Source organism: Micromonospora sp. NPDC049049 (assembly GCF_040649115.1).
Classification (GTDB): domain Bacteria; phylum Actinomycetota; class Actinomycetes; order Mycobacteriales; family Micromonosporaceae; genus Micromonospora.
In genome coordinates, this window is the sequence record NZ_JBEZEX010000013.1 from 125649 (window position 1) to 143873 (window position 18225).

Genomic DNA, 18225 nt, shown 5'->3' on the forward strand with positions numbered 1-18225 from the left:
CGGTCCTTACCTATTCTCCAGTGCCGGCGAGGTCACGCAGCCGACGGGTCTGTGCCTCCCGCTCGGCGCGCTGCTGGTCGGCGTGCGACCGCCCGGCGGCGCCGGCGAGCAGCGCCTTGATCTCGACCACCGCGTCGCGGGCCCCGGAGAGCAGGCCGGCGGTCAAATCCCGCACCGCGCCGTCCAACTCGGCCGGGGATACGACCAGGGTGGCCAGCCCGATCCGGTCCGCCTCGGCGGCGTCCAACCGGCGGCCTGTCGCACAGATCTCCAACGCCCGCGAATAGCCGACCAGCTCGACGAGGCGTTTCGTCCCGGCCAGATCCGGCACCAGGCCGAGGGTCACCTCGGCCATCGACATCTTCGCGTCCGCGGACAGCACTCGCAGGTCGCAGGCGAGCGCGAGCTGAAAGCCAGCACCGATCGCGTGGCCCTGCACGGCCGCGACAGAGACGACATCCGGCCGGTGCAGCCAGGTGAAACCGGCCTGGAACTCCGCGATGCGCTCGGCGCACTCCTGCTCGGGCAGCGTGGCCAGCTCAGCGAACGACCCCGGACCGGAGGCGCCCGCCACCGCGAGATCGAGGCCGGCCGAGAACGCGCGGCCCTCACCGCGGACCACCACCACCCGCACGTCGCCGGGCAGGTCGCGGGAAAAGTCGCTCATCGCTCGCCACATCGCGGGCGTCTGGGCATTGAGCACGTCGGGCCGGCACAACGTCACCGTGGCGACCGGCCCGTCGCAAGTCAGCCGAACCCCGGTCGCCTCGGCGGTCACCGGACTTCCCGGGGCGCGGCGCTGGTGGACGACGCTGAGGGGCGGGTCACGCCTTCTTGCGGCGTCGGGCGCCACCGCGCTGACGCAGCTGCACGCCGGACTCGGTGAGCACTCGATGGATGAACCCGTAGGAACGGCCGGTCGAGGCCGCCAACGCGCGGATGCTCTCCCCCGAGGTGTACCGCTTTACCAGGTCCTTGGCGAGCGTCTGACGCTCGGCTCCGACGATCCGGCGACCCTTCTCAGTGCTGGTGGCTGTGCCAGTGGCTGCCATGCTGTGTCCTCACGTCCCAGACTGTGCGGTTCGGATACGGTCCCACCTATTAGACCGCCTCGAACGATCATGCGCCAGATATCAACTCTTCGCCAACCGACACGCTATGCAATGTCAGCTTCCCGATAGAGTGATCCTGGCGATGCGGCCCGCCGCGGCGTCCGGGCGTACCACCCGCCGGCGCTGGTTGCTGCCGACAAGCCGTAACCTGCCGTCGTGATCGACCTGCTCAGCACGGCGGCCGGAGCGGCAGTGGTCTTCGCCGCGACCGACATCGACGACATCGTCATCCTGACCCTGTTCTTCGTCGCGGCCCGCACCACCGGTCGGCCCCGCCCGTGGCAGATTGTCGCCGGCCAATACGTCGGTATCGGTGCGCTCGCGCTGGCGAGCGCGGTGGTGGCCGCCGGGCTGCTCGTGGTGCCGGACCCGTGGACGGGGCTTCTCGGCCTGTTGCCGATCGCGCTGGGCGTACGCGCGCTGCGTCACTCCGACGAGGACGAGACGCCCACTGTCGTGACCGGAGCGCTCGGCGTGGCCGGCGTGACGATCGCGAACGGCGCCGACAACGTGGCCGTCTACGTACCTGTCTTCCGAGCCCTCGGCGCAGCCGACAGCGCGGTGTTCCTCCTGATCTTCGTGCTGCTCATCGCGCTGTGGTGTGCCGTCGGCGCGTGGCTGGGAGGGCACCCACGGGTTGTCCGGCTGGTCGAACGCGCCGGCCACTGGCTGGTGCCGACGATCTTCATCGGCATCGGCGTGGTGATCCTGGTCAGCTCCGGCGTCGTCGGCCGGCTGGTGGACCTGCTCGGTTGAGGCCCGGCCAGAAGCTTGGTCAGGCCAGCTCGACAAGTTCGAGCAGGTCGTCGCTCCAGGCGTCCTCGTCGCCGTCGGGCAGCAGGATGGCCCGGTCCGGCTTGAGCGCCAGCACCGCACCCGGGTCGTGGGTCACCAGGACGATCGCGCCCGGGTAGTTGGCGATGGCGTCGAGGACCTGCTCCCGGCTGACCGGGTCGAGGTTGTTCGTCGGCTCGTCGAGCAACAGCACGTTGGCGCCGGAACAGACCAGGGTGGACAGCGCCAGCCGGGTCTTCTCGCCGCCGGAGAGCACCCCGGCCGGCTTGTTCACGTCGTCGCCGGAGAACAGGAAGGCGCCGAGGATCTTGCGCAGGTCGGTGTCGGACTGCTCGACCGCGGCGGCGCGCATGTTCTCCAGAACCGTCCGCTCCACGTCCAGCGTCTCGTGCTCCTGGGCGTAGTAGCCCAGCCGCAGGCCATGCCCCGCGTGCACCTCGCCGGTGTCCGGGCTGAGCAGCCCGCCGAGCATCCGCAGCAGGGTCGTCTTACCGGCGCCGTTGAGCCCGAGGATGGCCACCCGGGAGCCCCGGTCCACCGCCACGTTGACGTCGGTGAAGATCTCCAGCGATCCGTACGACTTGGAGAGACCGGTCGCCGTGAGCGGGGTCTTGCCGCACGGCGCGGGGCTGGGGAACCGCACCTTGGCCACCCGGTCGGCGACCCGCACCTCCTCCAAGCCGGAGATCAGCTTCTCGGCGCGGCGGGCCATGTTCTGCGCGGCCACGGTCTTGGTGGCCTTGGCCCGCATCTTGTCGGCCTGCGCCATCAGCGCGCCGGCCTTCTTCTCCGCGTTGGCCCGCTCCCGGCGGCGGCGCCGCTCGTCGGTCTCGCGCGCCTCCAGGTACGCCTTCCAGCCCAGGTTGTAGACGTCGATGACCGACCGGGTGGCGTCGAGGAACCAGACCTTGTTGACCACCGACTCCAGCAGCGCGCCGTCGTGGGAGATCACGATCAGGCCGCCCTTGTGGTTGGCGAGAAAGCCCCGCAGCCAGGTGATCGAGTCGGCGTCGAGGTGGTTGGTGGGCTCGTCGAGCAGCAGGATGCCGCCGCCGTTCTCGCCCGCGTCACGGAACAGGATCCGGGCCAGCTCGATGCGTCGCCGCTGACCACCGGACAGGGTGCCGATGGTCTGCGCGAGCGCCCGGTCCGGTAGGCCGAGGTTGGCGCAGATCCGCGCGGCCTCGGCCTCGGCCGCGTACCCGCCGAGGGCGGCGAACTGGTCCTCCAGCGCGCCGTACCGACGGACCAGCTTGTCGTTGGCGTCCTCGGCGAGGCGGGCCTCGATCTCCTGCATCTGCGCCATCAGCACGTCCAGGCCGCGCGCGGAGAGAACCCGGTCGCGGCCGGTGACCTCCAGGTCACCCGTGCGCGGGTCCTGCGGCAGGTAACCGATGGCGCTGCGCTGGTCGATCTGGCCGCCGTACGGCTGCCCCTCGCCGGCGAGCACCTTCAGCGTGGTGGTCTTGCCGGCGCCGTTGCGACCGACCAGGCCGATCCGGTCACCGGGCTGCACGCGCAGGGTGGTGTCGGACAGCAGGATCCGGGAACCGGCACGCAGTTCCAGGCCGGTGGCAGTGATCATGTTTGCGGGGCTCGCTCTCGGGGTTCGGAAGGCTGACTCGGGGCACGCGAAACGGCCGGCGGGCTCAAGGGCCCGACGGCGCGGGGCGGTTCAGCCTTCGCAGCGCAGCACCTGACAAGTGTACCGGGCGCGCCCGGAGCGCCTGCCCGGATTACCAATCAAGATCATCGGGTACCGGAACGCCTGTCCGGACCCCGTCCGGCACTCGATGGACGAAACGACACACAAAAGACAATCACCGGCATACGGCGATCGGGGTCACCATGGAACTCAACGAGCGGGCCGAAATCGACACCTCGCAGGTCAACGACGTGGGCCGCGGTGGTGGAGGCGGCGGAGGCGGCCTCGGCATCCCGATCCCCGGAGGCGGCGGTCGGGGCGGCATCATCGGCATCGTGGTGGCGGTGCTCGTCGCGCTGCTCGGCGGCGGTTTCGGCCTCAACGCCATGACAAACGGCGACGAGGGCGGTCAGGCCGGCGGCACCGACCTGGAGCAGTTGTGCTCCCGCGACAACCCCGAGCGTCTCGACGACGCGCGCTGCCGCAACGCGCTTTACGTCAACAGCATCCAGGCCTACTGGCAGAAGGCGTACCCGGAGTTGGGCAAGGGAGAGTACGAGCAGACCGACACCAACTTCTTCCAGGCCGCCGTCAACACCGGCTGCGGGCAGGCCGACTCGGGCGTCGGCCCGTTCTACTGCCCCGCCGACAAGCAGGTCTACATCGACCTGAGCTTCTACGACGAGTTGGCGTCCCGGTTCGGGGCGAAGGGCGAGTTCGCCCAGCCGTACGTGCTTGCCCACGAGTACGGACACCACGTCCAGAACCTCCTCGGCACCAACGCCAAGGCCGGCCAGGGCGACCAGAGCGGCCCCCAGTCCGCCTCCGTACGGCTGGAGTTGCAGGCCGACTGCTACGCCGGCGCCTGGGCCAAGCACGCCACCGAGAGCAAGGACAAGACCGGCCAGGAACCGCTGTTCAAGTCCATCACCCAGACCGACATCAGCGAGGCGGTGCAGGCCGCCGAGGCGATCGGCGACGACAGCATCCAGGAGCGCTCCGGCGGGCGGGTCAACCCCGACCAGTTCACCCACGGCACGTCCGAGCAGCGCAAGCGTTGGTTCACCCAGGGCTACGACCGCGGCGACCCGAAGACCTGCGACACCTTCGGTACCGACCAGCTCTGACACCCGCTCCGAGATCGTGGCAGGCCCCCGGTGGGCCTGCCACGATTGTCATTCCGGCCGTAGCTCCGGGGTCAGGTGAGCCGCGAGACCTGGTAGTGGCCGATGAGCCAGTCGTCGTCGACCCGCCGCAGGAGCACTCCGAGGTTGACGGTCAGTGCCGGCCGGTCGGTGAAGCCGAACTCCACCTCCAGGTAGCCGAGGACCACGTCGTCGGCGAGACGGCGGATCTCCCGGATGTCGTATGCGGCGGTCAGGCCGAGCGGCTGTCCGGCGTAGTACGCGGCGACGCCGGCAGGACCGACCGTGTACGGCTGCAGCCCCTGGAAGATCGCGTCATCGGTGAAGCACGCCGCGACCCGGTCGGGCTCGTGGGCGTCGACAGCCGATTTCCACCGGTCGAGGACGGTACGCAGAATCTGAGCGTCGGACATGATGATCTCCCTGCTGACGGACGTGTCCCGTGGCGTGCCTGTCGAGGCGGCGTGCCCTCGCCAGCTCAGCGAGGCGGCTGACCCGGGTCGTTCGGGTGCGGTGTCAACGGCGTCACGGTCTCGCGCCGCCAGGCGCGCAGCGGCATCGACGCGAGTACGGCTTCCAGCTCATCGGCGTCGTCGGCCTGGAACAGCCCCCACGTACGCCACTCCCCCGGTGCCAGCGGCGGCCGCCACAGCCGCAGGAGACTGCCCTGGGCGATCAGCTCGGCCGAACGCGCGGCCTCTCGCGCACGCATGTCGGCGACGCCGTCCTCCGACGTGCCGTCGGGCACCGTCGTCACCATGTCAACCAGAAACTCCACGCGCCCATCCTCCGGCCGCCGGCCGAGCAGCACGCCGCGAACCCCATTTTGGGTGGCGACCGTCTCCCCTCCGACGCCGCCGGTGCGGGCCTCCGACGCCGCCCCGTGCAGGCCTGCGACGCCGCCCGTGCGGGCCTCTGAGGCCGCCGGTGCGGGCCGAGGTCAGTCGGGGTCGCGCACCAGGATGCGTACCGCCCGGGCCGCACCCACTGCCGCGACCAGCACCGCGTGCCGGGGCTCCGGCACGTCGAGCAGCCGCTCCGCCCGCAACGGCACGAGCGGGGCCAACCGTCGGTCGGTCAGCACCCCGTCCACCGCCCGCCGGTCACCGCCGCAGACCAACGCGGCGAGCGTCGCCACCTCCGGCAACAGCAGCCGTACGGCCAGATCCGCCGCGTCGCCCAGCGCAGCCTTCGCCTGGTTGTCACGCCGGCGGGCGAACCGGTGCTGCGACCATCCCCCCGCAGCGGTGCGCCCCTGCACGTAGCGGGTGTCCACCTTGGAGACGACGAGGTCGCCGCCCTCGGCCACCCCGAGCGCCACCGCGCCCTTGCGCGCCAGCAGCAGGCCGATCCGGCGGGGCATGACAGCGGAGGCCACGAACCCGGCCACATCCGCGCGGGCCGGCGCACCCGGCGGGGCGTGCAGCTCGGCGGTCGCCCCGTCCGGGGCGGCGAGCAGTAGGCCGTACTCCCTCGCGCTGGTGCTGGGCGGGCCGTGCCGGTCGGCGAAGCCCTCGACCCAGCGGCCGACGCGGGCCGGGTCGACCTCGACCCACCGGCCTCCGCCGGCTGCGGGTCGACTGGTCATCGCCCGACCGTACGGCACAGCGAACCCGTCCGGGCCCCCGGGCGGCCCGTGTGCCCGGCCAGGGACACGCCCGGCGACACCGCGGACCAGGCGCGGTCGGGTGCCGTCCGGGTGGCTGAGCCGCCCGTGAACCTGGTCCGGCTCGGCCTGGACCCAGCGACCTCCTGCCGGGTCGGATGGTCGCCGTGGCCGTTCAACCTGGCAGTAGCGCGGCCACCGCCAACGCGGCGATGAGCGCGCTGGAGACCAGGCCGGTGACCAGCCGGCCACGCGGCCCGGTCAGCGCCCTGCCGACCACGGTGCCACCGCCGGCGATGACCAGTTGCCAGCTCGCCGACGCCAGGAACACCCCGGCCACGAAGAGGGCCATCGGGACCATGCCCGAGTCGGCAGTGTCCCGGCGGCCGAGCACCAGGGCGGTGAAGTAGAGAACCGTCATCGGGTTCAGCAGGGTCAACCCGAGCAGCGCCGCGTAGGCCCGCCCCGGAGTGCTCATGCCCCCACCGTCGCGTGCCGTTGGCGGTCGGTGCGAGCGGTGCGCGGACCACGTCCGCCACAGGCCGTGCCCGGCGAGACCCAGCAGCACCACGGCGGCGACCACCCGCAGGGGCCCGGCGACCGGCGCGATGATCCCGGCCAGGCCCGCGCCGCCGAGCACGGCCACCACCGCGTAGAGCCCGTCGGCCGTCGCCACCGCGAGCGCCGCGGCCGCACCCACCCGAAACGACGTACGGGCGCTGAGCCCCAGGATCAGAATCGCGATCGCGCCGACGGGAATGGCGACGCCGTAGCCGGCCACGAGACCGGCGAGGAACGCGCCGCTCACGACGGCGGGCGCGGGATCCAGGCGGGCCGGGGCAGGCTGCGCTGTCGACGCGCGGCAGTGGCCGCACGGACAGGAACCTGCTTCGGGTACGCCTCAGTCACACGCGCATCCTCCGCGTCGGACCCGCGCCCCCGCCACCGATATTCCCCCGCGCCCCGCGCCCCGCGCCCCGCGCCCCGCGCCCCGCGCCCCGCGCCCCGCGCCCGCGCGCCCCGCGCCCCGCGCCCCGCGCCCCGCGCCCCGCGCCCAAGATCCTCACAACACCCCGATGTTGCTGCCTCCACCACGCCGGAGACAGCAACATCCCTGATCCTGCGCCGATCTTGACGACGAACGCCCCCCTTTGGAGATCGGAACCCCGGCCTTGGCGCCCCGGGCCACCAAGATCGCACTCGAACCAGGATGTAGTGGTCACGGAACGCCGGGAAGCCACTAGAACCAGGATGTTGCGCGATCTTGCCGGCGGCAGCGAGGCAGCGCGGCAGGACGGCAGGACGGCAGCACCGCAGCCGGACGCACGTGCGCGCGGCGCGGGCGGGCGGCCGTTCGGGAGTTGCTTGTTGTGTGAGTGGTTAGGCGTTGCGGGCCAGGTGAGTGGTGATCGCGGTGGCGAGGCGCTCGGGGGCGCCGTTCGCGTACCCGATGAAGAGCGACGGCTCGGTCAGCTCCAGCTCGACCAGGACCGGCTCGCCGTCCGCGCCGGGGATCAGGTCGACCCGGGCGTAGAGCAGCTGTCGGGTGCCGCCGGGCACCGTCGCGAGGGTCTGCTCGGCCACCGCCAGCTGCTCGGGGCGCGCGGTACGGGCGGTGATCTCCTCGGCCTTGTACAGCCCGTCCGGACCGAAATCCGGCCCGGACAGCATCGGACCCTTGCGGATCGCGTGGCTGAACGCGAGCCCTTCGGGACCGGCCAGGAAGAGCAGAGCCGTCTCGCCTTCGGTGTCGACGGCCCGCAGGTACGGCTGGACCATGGTGACCCGGCCGGCCTCGGAGAGTCGGCGAACGTGTGCGGCGGCAAGGTCGCGGTGCTCCGGGTCGGCCAGGTCGTACCGGCCGGTGTCCTGACTGCCGGCGCTGACGGCGGGTTTGAGCACGTACTCGCCGGTCTCGGCGGGCGGCTGCCAGCTCTCCCCCGGCATGACCCAGGCTGTCGGCACGGTTGGCACGCCGGCGGCGCTCAGCTCGGCGAGGTAGCGCTTGTCGGTGTTCCAGCGGACCACGTCGGCCGGGTTGACGAGCGTGGGCACTGTCGACGCCCAGGACACGAACTCGTCGCGGCGCAGCGCGTAGTCCCAGGGTGAGCGGAGCACGACCAGGTCGTAGGACGACCAGTCGACGTCGGGGTCGTCCCAGACCACGGCCTGGACGGCGACGCCACGGGCGGCGAGCGGGGCGAGGACCAGCCGGTCGTCCGGGTCGAGGTCGGCCAGGTCTGAGCAGGTGACGAGAGCGACCCGGGGTTCCCCCCGGGTCGACTGGTGATATGTGGTCAATTCAGCTGTCTGTTCAGCGGGCCATCGTGCGCCGGGCCATCGACCGCCAGAGGTCGTTGCTCGGACGCATCTGGTCCATCAGTTCACGCTCCCAGGCGTTCTCGACGGTGACTCCCGCCTTGGCGCACGCCTCCCGGGCGGTGACGGTGTCGTCGGCGAACTGGTCGCCCCACTCACCGTCGGCACCTACCAGGACGATTCGCGCGCCGCGCTTGCCGACGTACTCGATGACCGCCTTCGCGCCGCCGTGTTCTGCGGCGAACGCCTTGAGACCCGCAACCAGGCCTTGGGGCGCCTGCTCGCCGGCGGTCTGCTCAGCGGTCAGCGTCGTATCGGAACCATCTGCCATGACGCGAAGCCTAAGCAGACTTGCACCCTGTCGGGCGAGAACCATGAACCTTTTGTGATGCCAATTACCTACAGGTTTAAGGACGACCACAGGTTTGCTGTCCGGTTATTTACCGACTTTTACGGCCAAAGCGCGCCCGCAAATCGCCTTCGAACCCTCCCAGGTTGAGCCGATCCGACTCATGTAGAAAGTTACTCTGATGTGACGTTAAACCCGGACAACTCATCCATGTCCGTGATTAGTCAGTAGATCAGCGGCATCGATCGCCGCCGACCCGAGCCGCTGGGTGCCACCTGGGCTGACAGCGCGGCCGCACGGACACGCGGCAGACGGACATCGCGAGGGCCGGAAAGCCGAACGCGGCGCGGCGGAAGGCAGCTAGCGGAGCCGACGGGCGCAGGGCCTCCGCACGCGGAGAGCGGGGCGCGGAGTCGGCCGGGAGGGGTCAGATCAGCGCGTCGAGCGCGACGGCCACGAAGACGATCGTCAGGTACGTCGTCGACCAGTGGAACAGCCGCATCGGCTTGATCGCCTCGCCGCGCGTCGCGCGCCGGCAGAGTCGGTGTGCCTCGAGGATGAAGATGGCACCCACCACCAGGGTCGGCACCCCGTAGATCGCGCTGAGCCCCAGGGGCCAGACGGCCAGGGAGGTGAGCACGGTGAGCCACGCGAAGATCAGGATCTCGGCGTTCACCCGGCGAGTCGAGGCCACCACCGGCAGCATCGGGATGCCGGCCCGGGCGTAGTCGTCCTTGTACTTCATGGCGAGCGGGTAGAAGTGCGGCATCTGCCAGAAGAAGACCACAGCGAAGAGCCCCCAGGCGGCCGGCGCCAGTGAGCCGGTCACCGCAGCCCACCCGATCAGCACCGGTGCCGCCCCGCAGGCGCCGCCCCAGAAGGTGTTCGTCGGGGTGGAACGCTTGAGCCACAGGGTGTAGACGAGGTCGTAGTAGGCGATCGCGGCGAGGGTCAGCCCGGCGGCCAGCAGGTTGGTGAACGCCGCCATCAGGGCCACCGACACCGCCGCCAGCACCAGACCGAAGATCAGCGCGCTCCGCGGCGACACGGTGTGCGCCGGCAGCGGCCGACGCTTGGTACGCCGCATCAGCTGGTCGATGTCGCGGTCGATGTAGCAGTTGAGGACGCTTGCCGCGCCGGCGGCGAGCGAGCCGCCGATCAGCACGATGGCCATCAGCCACAGCGACGGCAGCCCACCCTCGGCGAGCATCATCGCCGGGATGGTGGTGACCAGCAGCAACTCGACGATCCGCGGCTTGGTGAGCGACACGTACGCCGAGACAACGGCGCGTACGTCCCGCCGGGCCACCGGGCCCTCGGCCGCCCGCGCCGGGTGTGGCCCGGCCGGGTTGCTCGCGGGGCGCTCGGTGATCATGCTCACGGATTGCCACCTTCCGGCATCGGCACGGGGAGATCGGATCGGTCGGGACCGCACGGGTCCGCATACCGCCCCACACACTACGCGTCGTCGTTTTGGCTGCCCGGCCGACCCGACAACGGTGCGGGCCGTCACACCACCGGGTTGAAGCGAGCATCCGGATGGTCACGTAGCGCACACCATGCGCAGATCCCCGGGCGCATGTTTAGGGACGCTCGATAAGGTCATCGGTGAGGGTTCCGCCCATCTGCCGAGGAGCACAACCATCGTGGCTGTTAAACGACCCGCGCACCCCGCACTGAACTGGTCCGACCTCGATCGCCGGGCCGTAGACACCGTCCGCGTGCTGGCCATGGACGCCGTAGAGAAATCCGGCAACGGCCACCCGGGCACCGCGATGAGCCTCGCGCCCGCGGCGTACCTCCTCTTCAACCGCGTCATGCGGCACAACCCGGCCGACCCGAACTGGCCCGGCCGCGACCGGTTCGTTCTCTCCGCCGGGCACTCCAGCCTGACGCTCTACATCCAGCTGTTCCTCTCCGGTTACCCGCTGAGCCTGGACGACCTCAAGTCGCTGCGGCAGTGGGGCTCGCAGACGCCGGGGCACCCCGAGCACGGGCACACGCCGGGCGTGGAGACCACCACCGGCCCGCTCGGGCAGGGTCTGGGCAACGCGGTCGGCATGGCCATGGCGGCCCGCCGCGAGCGCGGCCTGTTCGACCCCGAGGCCGAGCTGGGCGCGTCCGTCTTCGACCACGACATCTGGTGCATCGTCTCCGACGGTGACATCGAGGAGGGCATCAGCCACGAGGCCAGCGCCCTCGCCGGGCACCAGCAGCTGGGCAACCTCACGGTGATCTACGACGACAACGAGATCTCCATCGAGGACGACACCCGGATCGCCAAGAGCGAGGACGTGGCCGCCCGCTACGAGGCGTACGGCTGGCACGTGCAGACCGTCGACTGGCGCAGCGGCGACGCCGACCAGGGCGACTACCACGAGGACGCCGAGGCGCTGTACGCGGCGCTGGTGGCCGCCAAGGCGGAGACCGCTCGCCCCTCCTTCATCGCGCTGCGCACCATCATCGGCTGGCCCGCGCCGAACAAGCAGAACACCGGCAAGATCCACGGTTCGGCGCTCGGCGCCGATGAGGTGAAGGCCACCAAGCGGATCCTCGACTTCGACCCGGAGCAGACCTTCCAGGTCGACGAGGAGGTGCTCAGCCACGCCCGCACCGTGATGGGGCGCGGCGACGCGGCGGAGCAGGAGTGGACCGCCGCGTTCGACGCCTGGAAGAAGGCCAACCCGGAGCGCACCGCGCTCTACGAGCGGTTGGCTGGCCGCGTACTCCCCGACGGCTGGACCGACGCGTTGCCGGTCTTCCCCGCGGACGCCAAGGGTGTGGCCACCCGGGCCGCTTCCGGCAAGGTGCTGGAGGCGCTCGCGCCGGTGCTCCCGGAGCTGTGGGGCGGCTCGGCCGACCTGGCCGAGAGCAACAACACCACGATGAAGGGCGAGCCGTCGTTCATCCCGGCCGCCCACGCCACCAAGGACTTCCCCGGCCACGAGTACGGCCGCACGCTGCACTTCGGCATCCGTGAGCACGCCATGGGCGCGATCCTCAACGGCATCGCCCTGCACGGCGGCACCCGCCCCTACGGCGGCACGTTCCTGGTGTTCAGCGACTACATGCGTCCGTCGGTGCGGCTGGCCGCGCTGATGAAGCTGCCGGTGACCTACGTCTGGACGCACGACTCGATCGGCCTCGGCGAGGACGGCCCGACCCACCAGCCGGTGGAGCACCTGACCGCGCTGCGCGCCATTCCCGGCCTGGACGTGGTCCGCCCGGCCGACGCCAACGAGACCGCCTGGGCGTGGCGGCAGGCGCTGGAGCACACCGACCGGCCCACCGCGCTGGCGTTGAGTCGTCAGCCGCTTCCGACCCTGGACCGCGACGTCCTGGGCAGCGCGGAGGGCGTGACCAAGGGTGGTTACGTGTTGGCCGAGGCGTCCAACGGCAAGCCCCAGGTGATCATCGTGGGCACCGGCTCCGAGGTGCAGCTCTGCCTGACCGCCCGGGAGCGGCTGGAGGCCGACGGCACCCCGACCCGGGTCGTCTCGATGCCGTGCCAGGAGTGGTTCTACGAGCAGGACGAGGCGTACCGGGAATCGGTGCTCCCCCGCGGGGTAAAGGCAAGGGTGAGCGTGGAGGCGGGCATCGCGATGTCCTGGCGCGGCATCGTCGGTGACCTGGGCGAGAGCGTCAGCATCGAGCACTACGGCGCGAGTGCCCCGCACACCGTGCTCTTCGAGCAGTTCGGGTTCACCGGTGACCGGATCGTGGCGGCGGCACACGCCTCGCTGGCCCGGGTGGGCGACATCACCGGTTTCACGACCGGCAACTGAGGGAGCGTGGACGGCATGACCGACAAGCTGAATGAGCTGACCGCCGCGGGCGTGGCGGTCTGGCTCGACGACCTTTCCCGGGTACGACTGAGCTCCGGCGGGCTGGACCAGCTCCGCCGCGAGAAGCACGTGGCCGGTGTCACCACCAACCCGACGATCTTCGCCAAGGCCCTGAGCGACGCCGACGAGTACAACTGGCAACTGCGCGACCTCGCTATTCGTGACGTGGACGTGGAAGAGGCCGTCCGCATGCTCACCACGTACGACGTGCGGTGGGCCTGCGACGTGATGCGCCCGTCGTACGACGGCAGCGACGGCGTCGACGGCCGCGTCTCGATCGAGGTGGACCCCCGCAGCGCGCACGACGCGGACAAGACCGTCGCCGAGGCCAAGGCGCTGTGGTGGCTTGTCGACCGGCCCAACCTCTACATCAAGATCCCGGCCACCGAGGAGGGCCTGTCGGCGATCACCGACACGCTCGCCGAGGGGATCAGCGTGAACGTGACGCTGATCTTCGGTCTGGACCGCTACTCGGCGGTCATGGAGGCGTTCCTCGCCGGCCTGGAGCAGGCCAAGGCCAACGGCCACGACCTGTCGAAGATCGGCTCGGTCGCGTCCTTCTTCGTGTCCCGGGTCGACGCCGAGGTCGACAAGCGGCTGGAGAAGATCGGCTCCGAGCAGGCCAAGTCGCTCAGGGGTAAGGCCGCCGTCGCCAACGCCCAACTGGCGTACGAGCGCTACACCGAGGTGTTCGCCTCGGACCGCTGGAAGGCGCTCGCCGCAGCCGGCGCGCACCCGCAGCGGCCGCTGTGGGCGTCCACCTCGACGAAGAACCCGGACTACAAGGACACCATCTACGTCGAGGAGCTGATCGCCCCCGGCACTGTCAACACCATGCCGGAGTCCGTCGTCAACGCGTACGCCGATCATGGCGAGACCCGCGGTGACACCGTCACCGGGGCCTACGACGCGGCCCGCAAGGTCTTCGCGGACCTGGAGTCGGTCGGGGTGGACATGGCCGACGTGATCGCCACCCTGGAGCGCGAGGGCGTGGAGAAGTTCGAGGTCAGCTGGCAGGAGCTGCTCGACGGGGTGACCAAGTCGCTGAAGGCCGCGGCGCAGGGCACCGGCGCGCCGAACAAGGCCGCCAAGGGCAACGCCAAGGCCGCCGACAAGGCGGGTGGCGCATGAGCGACCTGCTTGCGGGGCCGGTGGAGGCAGCCGCCGGGCTGGCCGTGTACGGCGCGGACGCGGTCGACAAGGCCGCGCCCGCCTCGACCCGGGACGCGCTGGTCAAGGCCGGCGTCCCGGGCAGGCTGGCGGGCAAGGACGCCAGCCTGTGGGGTCCGGACGCCGAGGCCGAGGCCAAGATCCGGCTGGGCTGGGTGGACACCCACCGGCGCAGCCGCGAGCTGCTCGTCCAGTTGGCCGAGCTGAGCGCGGAGCTGGCCGACCTGGATCACGTGGTGCTCGCCGGCATGGGCGGCTCTTCGCTCGCGCCCGAGGTGATCACCCAGACGCTCGGACGCCCGTTGACGGTGCTGGACACCACCGACCCGGGCCAGGTCCGGGCGGCGCTCGGTGACCGGCTGGAGCGCACCGTCGTGGTGGTGGCCAGCAAGTCCGGGTCGACGGTGGAGACCGACAGCCACCGGCGCGCGTACTGGCAGGCGTTCCTGGACGCCGGGATGACCGAGGCGGAGGCCGGCCGGCACTTCGTCATCGTCACCGACCCGGGTTCGCCGCTGGAGGCCACCGCGGCCGAGATGGGCGCGTTCACGGTGCTCGCCGACCCGAACGTCGGCGGCCGCTACTCGGCGCTCACCGCGTTCGGCCTGGTGCCCTCGGCGCTGGCCGGGGTCGAGGTCGCGGAGCTGCTCGACCAGGCCGACGCGCTGTCCACGTCGCTCGGCGCGGATCAGAACAACCCGGCGCTGGCGCTGGGCGCCGCTCTGGGCGCGGCGGCAACGCTCGCCCGGGACAAGGTCGCCCTGGTGTCCGACGGCACCGGCATCGACGGGCTCGGCGACTGGGCCGAGCAGCTGATCGCCGAGTCGACGGGCAAGGCCGGGGTGGGCATCCTGCCGGTGGTCGTGGAGTCTCCGCAGAGCCCCGGCGCCACCGGCGCGGACGTGCTGACGATCAGCTACGGCGGCGCGCTGGCCCCCGGTGACATGCCGGGCGGCGGGGCCACCCCGGACGTGGCCGTCAACGGCCCGCTGGGCGCGCAGTTCCTGGCCTGGGAGTACGCCACCGCGGTGGCCGGTGTGGTGCTCGGCATCGACCCGTTCAACCAGCCCAACGTCACCGAGTCCAAGGAGAACACCAACAAGATCCTGGCCTCGGGCCTGCCGGCGGAGACGCCGTCGTTCACCGAGGGCGCGATCGAGGTGTACGCCCCGCAGGGCACCCCCGGCGACCTGGCCGGTGTGCTGCGCTGGCTGCTCGACGGGCTGGGCGACGACGGTTACCTCGCGGTGATGGCGTACCTCGACCGGTTCGCCGACGCCGACACGGCCAAGCTGCGGTCGCTGCTGGCGCAGGCGGGTGGCCGACCGGTCACCTTCGGCTGGGGTCCGCGCTTCCTGCACTCGACTGGCCAGTACCACAAGGGCGGCCCGCAGGTGGGCAGCTATCTCCAGGTGACCGGCGCGGTCGCCGAGGACCTGGCGGTGCCGGGCAAGCCGTACACCTTCGGTGAGTTGCAGGCGGCGCAGGCCGCCGGTGACCGGCAGGCTCTCGCTGGTCGGGAGCGGCCGTTGCTGCGGTTGCACCTCACCGACCGGGCCGCCGGTGTCGCCCAACTACTGGATGCGGCCGGTGATCTGCGGGCGTGAGGATGGACGACGTGACTGAGGCGGAGCGAGGAGGCGGTTCGGTGAACCCGCTGCGCGACCCGCAGGACCGCCGGTTGCCCCGGATCCCGGAGCCCTGTGCTCTGGTGATCTTCGGGGTGACCGGCGACCTGGCCCGCAAGAAACTGCTCCCTGCGGTCTACGACCTGGCCAACCGGGGGCTGTTGCCGCCGGGCTTCGTGGTGCTCGGTTTCGCGCGCCGGGACTGGGGTGACGGCGACTTCGAGACGTTGGCCTGCGAGGCTGCCCGCAAGCACGCCCGCACGCCGTGGCGGGACGAGGTGTGGGCGCGGCTGGCCGGCAACATCAAGTTCGTTGGCGGTTCGTTCGACGACGACGCCGCCTTCGACACCCTCGCCTCGACGCTTGACGATCTGCGCCAGACCCACGGCATCACCGGCAACGCGGCGTTCTACTTCTCCATCCCGCCGGCCGCGTTCCCTGTCGTGCTCAAGCAGTTGGCCCGCACCGGGATGGCCGACAACAACAAGTCCGGCGGTTGGCGCCGGGTCGTGGTGGAGAAGCCGTTCGGTAACGACCTGCCCTCGGCGAAGGCCCTCAACGACCTCGTCGACGACGTGTTCACCCGGGAGGACGTCTTCCGGATCGACCACTACCTGGGCAAGGAGACGGTTCAGAACATCCTCGCCCTGCGGTTCGCCAACAACCTGTTCGAGCCGCTGTGGAACTCGAAGTACGTCGACTCGGTGCAGATCACCATGGCGGAGGACGTCGGCATCGGCAGCCGCGCCGGCTTCTACGACACCGTCGGCACCGCCCGCGACGTGCTGCAGAACCACCTTCTCCAACTCCTCGCCCTGGTGGCGATGGAGGAGCCGACCAGCTTCGACGCCGACGAGATCCGGGCTGAGAAGCTGAAGGTGCTCAAGGCCATCACCCTGCCGAAGGACGTCGCCCGGGACACCGTCCGCGGTCAGTACCTGCCGGGCTGGGTCGGCGGCGAACGCGCTGTCGGTTACCTGGAAGAGCGGGACGTCCCCGCCGACTCCACCACTGAGACGTACGTGGCGGTGCGGTTGGGCATCCAGAACCGCCGCTGGGCGGAGGTGCCGTTCTACATCCGGGCCGGCAAGCGGCTGCCCCGGCGGGTCACCGAGGTCGCCATCATGTTCAAGAAGGCGCCGCACCTGCCGTTCAACGACGCCGACATGGAGTCGCTGGGCAACAACCAGCTGGTCATCCGGGTGCAGCCGGACGAGGGCGTGGTGCTCAAGTTCGGCTCGAAGGTACCGGGCACGACCATGGAGGTCCGCGACATCGCGATGGACTTCCAGTACGGCGAGGCGTTCACCGAGTCCAGCCCCGAGGCGTACGAGCGTCTGGTGCTGGACGTGCTGATCGGCGACCGCACCCTGTTCCCGGACGCGGCCGAGGTCGAGCAGAGCTGGCAGGTGATCGACCCCCTTGAGCACGCCTGGGAGGGCACCACCCCGGAGCCGTACCGGGCCGGCGAGTGGGGCCCCCGGGCCTCCGACGAGATGCTGGCCCGCGAGGGCCGCGCCTGGAGACGAGCATGATCGGGCTGTGGGACACCACCGGCAACGAGGTGGTCAAGGCGCTCGCCGCCGAGCGGCGCAGCGCCGGCGGGGTGGCCAGCGGCATGGCGCTCACCCTCATCGTGGTGGTGGACGAGAAGCGGGTCCGGGAGGCTGAGGCCGCCGCGACGATCGCCGCCGCGGCGCACCCGTGCCGCCTCGTGGTGGTGGTCCGCTCGGAGATCGAGCGGGACCGCAACCGACTGGACGCGGAGATCGTGGTCGGTGGCCGGCTCGGCCCGTGCGAGGCGGTGGTCACCCGGATGTACGGCCGGTTGTCCCTGCACGCCGAGTCGGTCGTGATGCCGCTGCTCGTTCCCGACGTACCGGTGGTCACCTGGTGGCACGGCGAGCCGCCGGCGGAGATCGCCACCGACTTCCTCGGGGTGGTGGCCGACCGGAGGATCACCGACTCTGCGCAGGCCGCCGACCCGTTGGAGGCGCTGCGGCAGCGGGCCCGGGACTACGCCCCGGGCGACACCGACCTGGCGTGGACCCGGATCACCCCGTGGCGCACCCTTGTCGCCGGGGCGTTCGACACCACCAACGCCCAGGTCACCGAGGCGACGATCGTCGCGCCTCCCACTGATCCGACGGCGGCGCTGATGGCCGGTTGGCTGTCCAGCCGGCTCGGCATCACCCCACGCCGGGTGGACAGCAACGAATTCCCCCGGATGCGGGAGGTGCAGCTCAGCTGCGCCAACGGCGATCAGCTGACGCTGACCCGCGAGGACAGCATGGCCGTGTTCCGGCGCACGGGCCAGGACGACCGGGCCCTGCCGCTGGTGCGCCGCCCGCTCGGCGACGAACTGGCCGAGGAGCTGCGCCGGCTGGACGCCGACCAGGTGTACGCGGAGGCGCTGGGCGCGACTGTCGGGCTGCGAGGGCTGGATCAGCGCCCCGCGCAGCGGGTCCACGTCTGGAAGGATCCGGCCACCGCGCAGCGCGCCGAGGCCGGGGTGACCGCGCACGTCGGCACGAGCGGCGAGGGCTGAGCCCAGCCGGGGCACAACGTCGGGCAGGGCCGGTACGCACCGGCCCTGCCCCGCAATCTCCGG

The 18225-nt window shown here is 71.2% G+C and carries 17 protein-coding genes; 7 read left to right on the forward strand and 10 right to left on the reverse strand.

Features of this window, described 5'->3' with window-relative positions:
* Positions 1-10: 10 nt before the first annotated feature.
* Both AB0B68_RS15920 and AB0B68_RS15925 read right to left on the reverse strand, forming a co-directional pair.
* Entirely contained in the window at positions 11-778 is a 768-nt protein-coding gene (locus AB0B68_RS15920) for an enoyl-CoA hydratase/isomerase family protein (RefSeq protein WP_357204158.1), read from the reverse strand.
* A gap of 46 nt (positions 779-824) precedes the next feature.
* Entirely contained in the window at positions 825-1052 is a 228-nt protein-coding gene (locus AB0B68_RS15925; protein ID WP_007462679.1) for a helix-turn-helix domain-containing protein, read from the reverse strand.
* 216 nt (positions 1053-1268) lie between these two features.
* Between AB0B68_RS15925 and AB0B68_RS15930 the strand changes: the two genes are divergently transcribed.
* A complete protein-coding gene (locus AB0B68_RS15930; protein ID WP_357260564.1) occupies positions 1269-1868 on the forward strand; it encodes a cadmium resistance transporter in 600 nt (199 codons plus the stop codon).
* Positions 1869-1887: 19 nt separating this feature from the next.
* Here AB0B68_RS15930 and AB0B68_RS15935 read toward each other — a convergent pair whose 3' ends face one another.
* Positions 1888-3492 (reverse strand): ABC-F family ATP-binding cassette domain-containing protein, encoded by a 1605-nt coding sequence (locus AB0B68_RS15935; protein WP_357204154.1) that lies wholly within the window; start codon positions 3490-3492, stop codon positions 1888-1890.
* A 263-nt stretch (positions 3493-3755) separates the two neighbouring features.
* Here AB0B68_RS15935 and AB0B68_RS15940 point away from each other — a divergent pair, with 263 nt between their 5' ends.
* Positions 3756-4679 carry a neutral zinc metallopeptidase gene (locus AB0B68_RS15940; RefSeq protein WP_357208612.1) on the forward strand — a complete coding sequence of 308 codons (924 nt, stop codon included), beginning with the start codon at positions 3756-3758 and terminating at the stop codon, positions 4677-4679.
* 71 nt (positions 4680-4750) lie between these two features.
* Here the strand turns inward: AB0B68_RS15940 and AB0B68_RS15945 are convergent, their stop codons facing one another.
* From AB0B68_RS15945 to AB0B68_RS15975, 7 genes are all read right to left on the reverse strand, one after another.
* Entirely contained in the window at positions 4751-5110 is a 360-nt protein-coding gene (locus AB0B68_RS15945; RefSeq protein WP_357208453.1) for a hypothetical protein, read from the reverse strand.
* Positions 5111-5175: 65 nt separating this feature from the next.
* Positions 5176-5475 carry a muconolactone Delta-isomerase family protein gene (locus AB0B68_RS15950; protein ID WP_357208455.1) on the reverse strand — a complete coding sequence of 100 codons (300 nt, stop codon included), beginning with the start codon at positions 5473-5475 and terminating at the stop codon, positions 5176-5178.
* Between the two features lie 162 nt (positions 5476-5637).
* Positions 5638-6285, reverse strand: coding sequence for an acVLRF1 family peptidyl-tRNA hydrolase (locus AB0B68_RS15955; protein WP_357208458.1), 648 nt, complete (start codon positions 6283-6285; stop codon positions 5638-5640).
* 193 nt (positions 6286-6478) lie between these two features.
* Entirely contained in the window at positions 6479-7111 is a 633-nt protein-coding gene (locus AB0B68_RS15960; protein WP_357208460.1) for a LysE family transporter, read from the reverse strand.
* A 572-nt stretch (positions 7112-7683) separates the two neighbouring features.
* Positions 7684-8604, reverse strand: coding sequence for a hypothetical protein (locus tag AB0B68_RS15965; protein ID WP_357260567.1), 921 nt, complete (start codon positions 8602-8604; stop codon positions 7684-7686).
* Between the two features lie 13 nt (positions 8605-8617).
* Positions 8618-8953 carry a hypothetical protein gene (locus tag AB0B68_RS15970; RefSeq protein ID WP_357198526.1) on the reverse strand — a complete coding sequence of 112 codons (336 nt, stop codon included), beginning with the start codon at positions 8951-8953 and terminating at the stop codon, positions 8618-8620.
* Positions 8954-9398: 445 nt separating this feature from the next.
* The gene (locus AB0B68_RS15975) at positions 9399-10352 is read right to left on the reverse strand and encodes a heme o synthase (protein WP_357260570.1); all 954 of its coding nucleotides are present in this window, start codon (positions 10350-10352) and stop codon (positions 9399-9401) included.
* A 265-nt stretch (positions 10353-10617) separates the two neighbouring features.
* Here AB0B68_RS15975 and tkt point away from each other — a divergent pair, with 265 nt between their 5' ends.
* The 5 genes from tkt to AB0B68_RS16000 are packed head-to-tail and all read left to right on the forward strand — an operon-like array spanning position 10618 to position 18162.
* A complete protein-coding gene (tkt, locus tag AB0B68_RS15980) occupies positions 10618-12756 on the forward strand; it encodes a transketolase (RefSeq protein ID WP_357198532.1) in 2139 nt (712 codons plus the stop codon).
* A gap of 15 nt (positions 12757-12771) precedes the next feature.
* Complete coding sequence (tal, locus tag AB0B68_RS15985) at positions 12772-13947, forward strand: transaldolase (protein ID WP_357198535.1); 1176 nt, start codon at positions 12772-12774, stop codon at positions 13945-13947.
* Positions 13944-15593, forward strand: a complete 1650-nt coding sequence (locus AB0B68_RS15990; RefSeq protein WP_357198538.1) for a glucose-6-phosphate isomerase — start codon at positions 13944-13946, stop codon at positions 15591-15593. Before tal ends, AB0B68_RS15990 begins: the two co-directional genes overlap by 4 nt.
* Before the next feature lie 2 nt (positions 15594-15595).
* Positions 15596-17149: a glucose-6-phosphate dehydrogenase gene (zwf, locus tag AB0B68_RS15995; protein ID WP_357198541.1), complete on the forward strand. Its 1554-nt coding sequence runs from the start codon at positions 15596-15598 to the stop codon at positions 17147-17149.
* Entirely contained in the window at positions 17146-18162 is a 1017-nt protein-coding gene (locus tag AB0B68_RS16000; protein WP_355009945.1) for a glucose-6-phosphate dehydrogenase assembly protein OpcA, read from the forward strand. Before zwf ends, AB0B68_RS16000 begins: the two co-directional genes overlap by 4 nt.
* Positions 18163-18225: the final 63 nt, after the last annotated feature.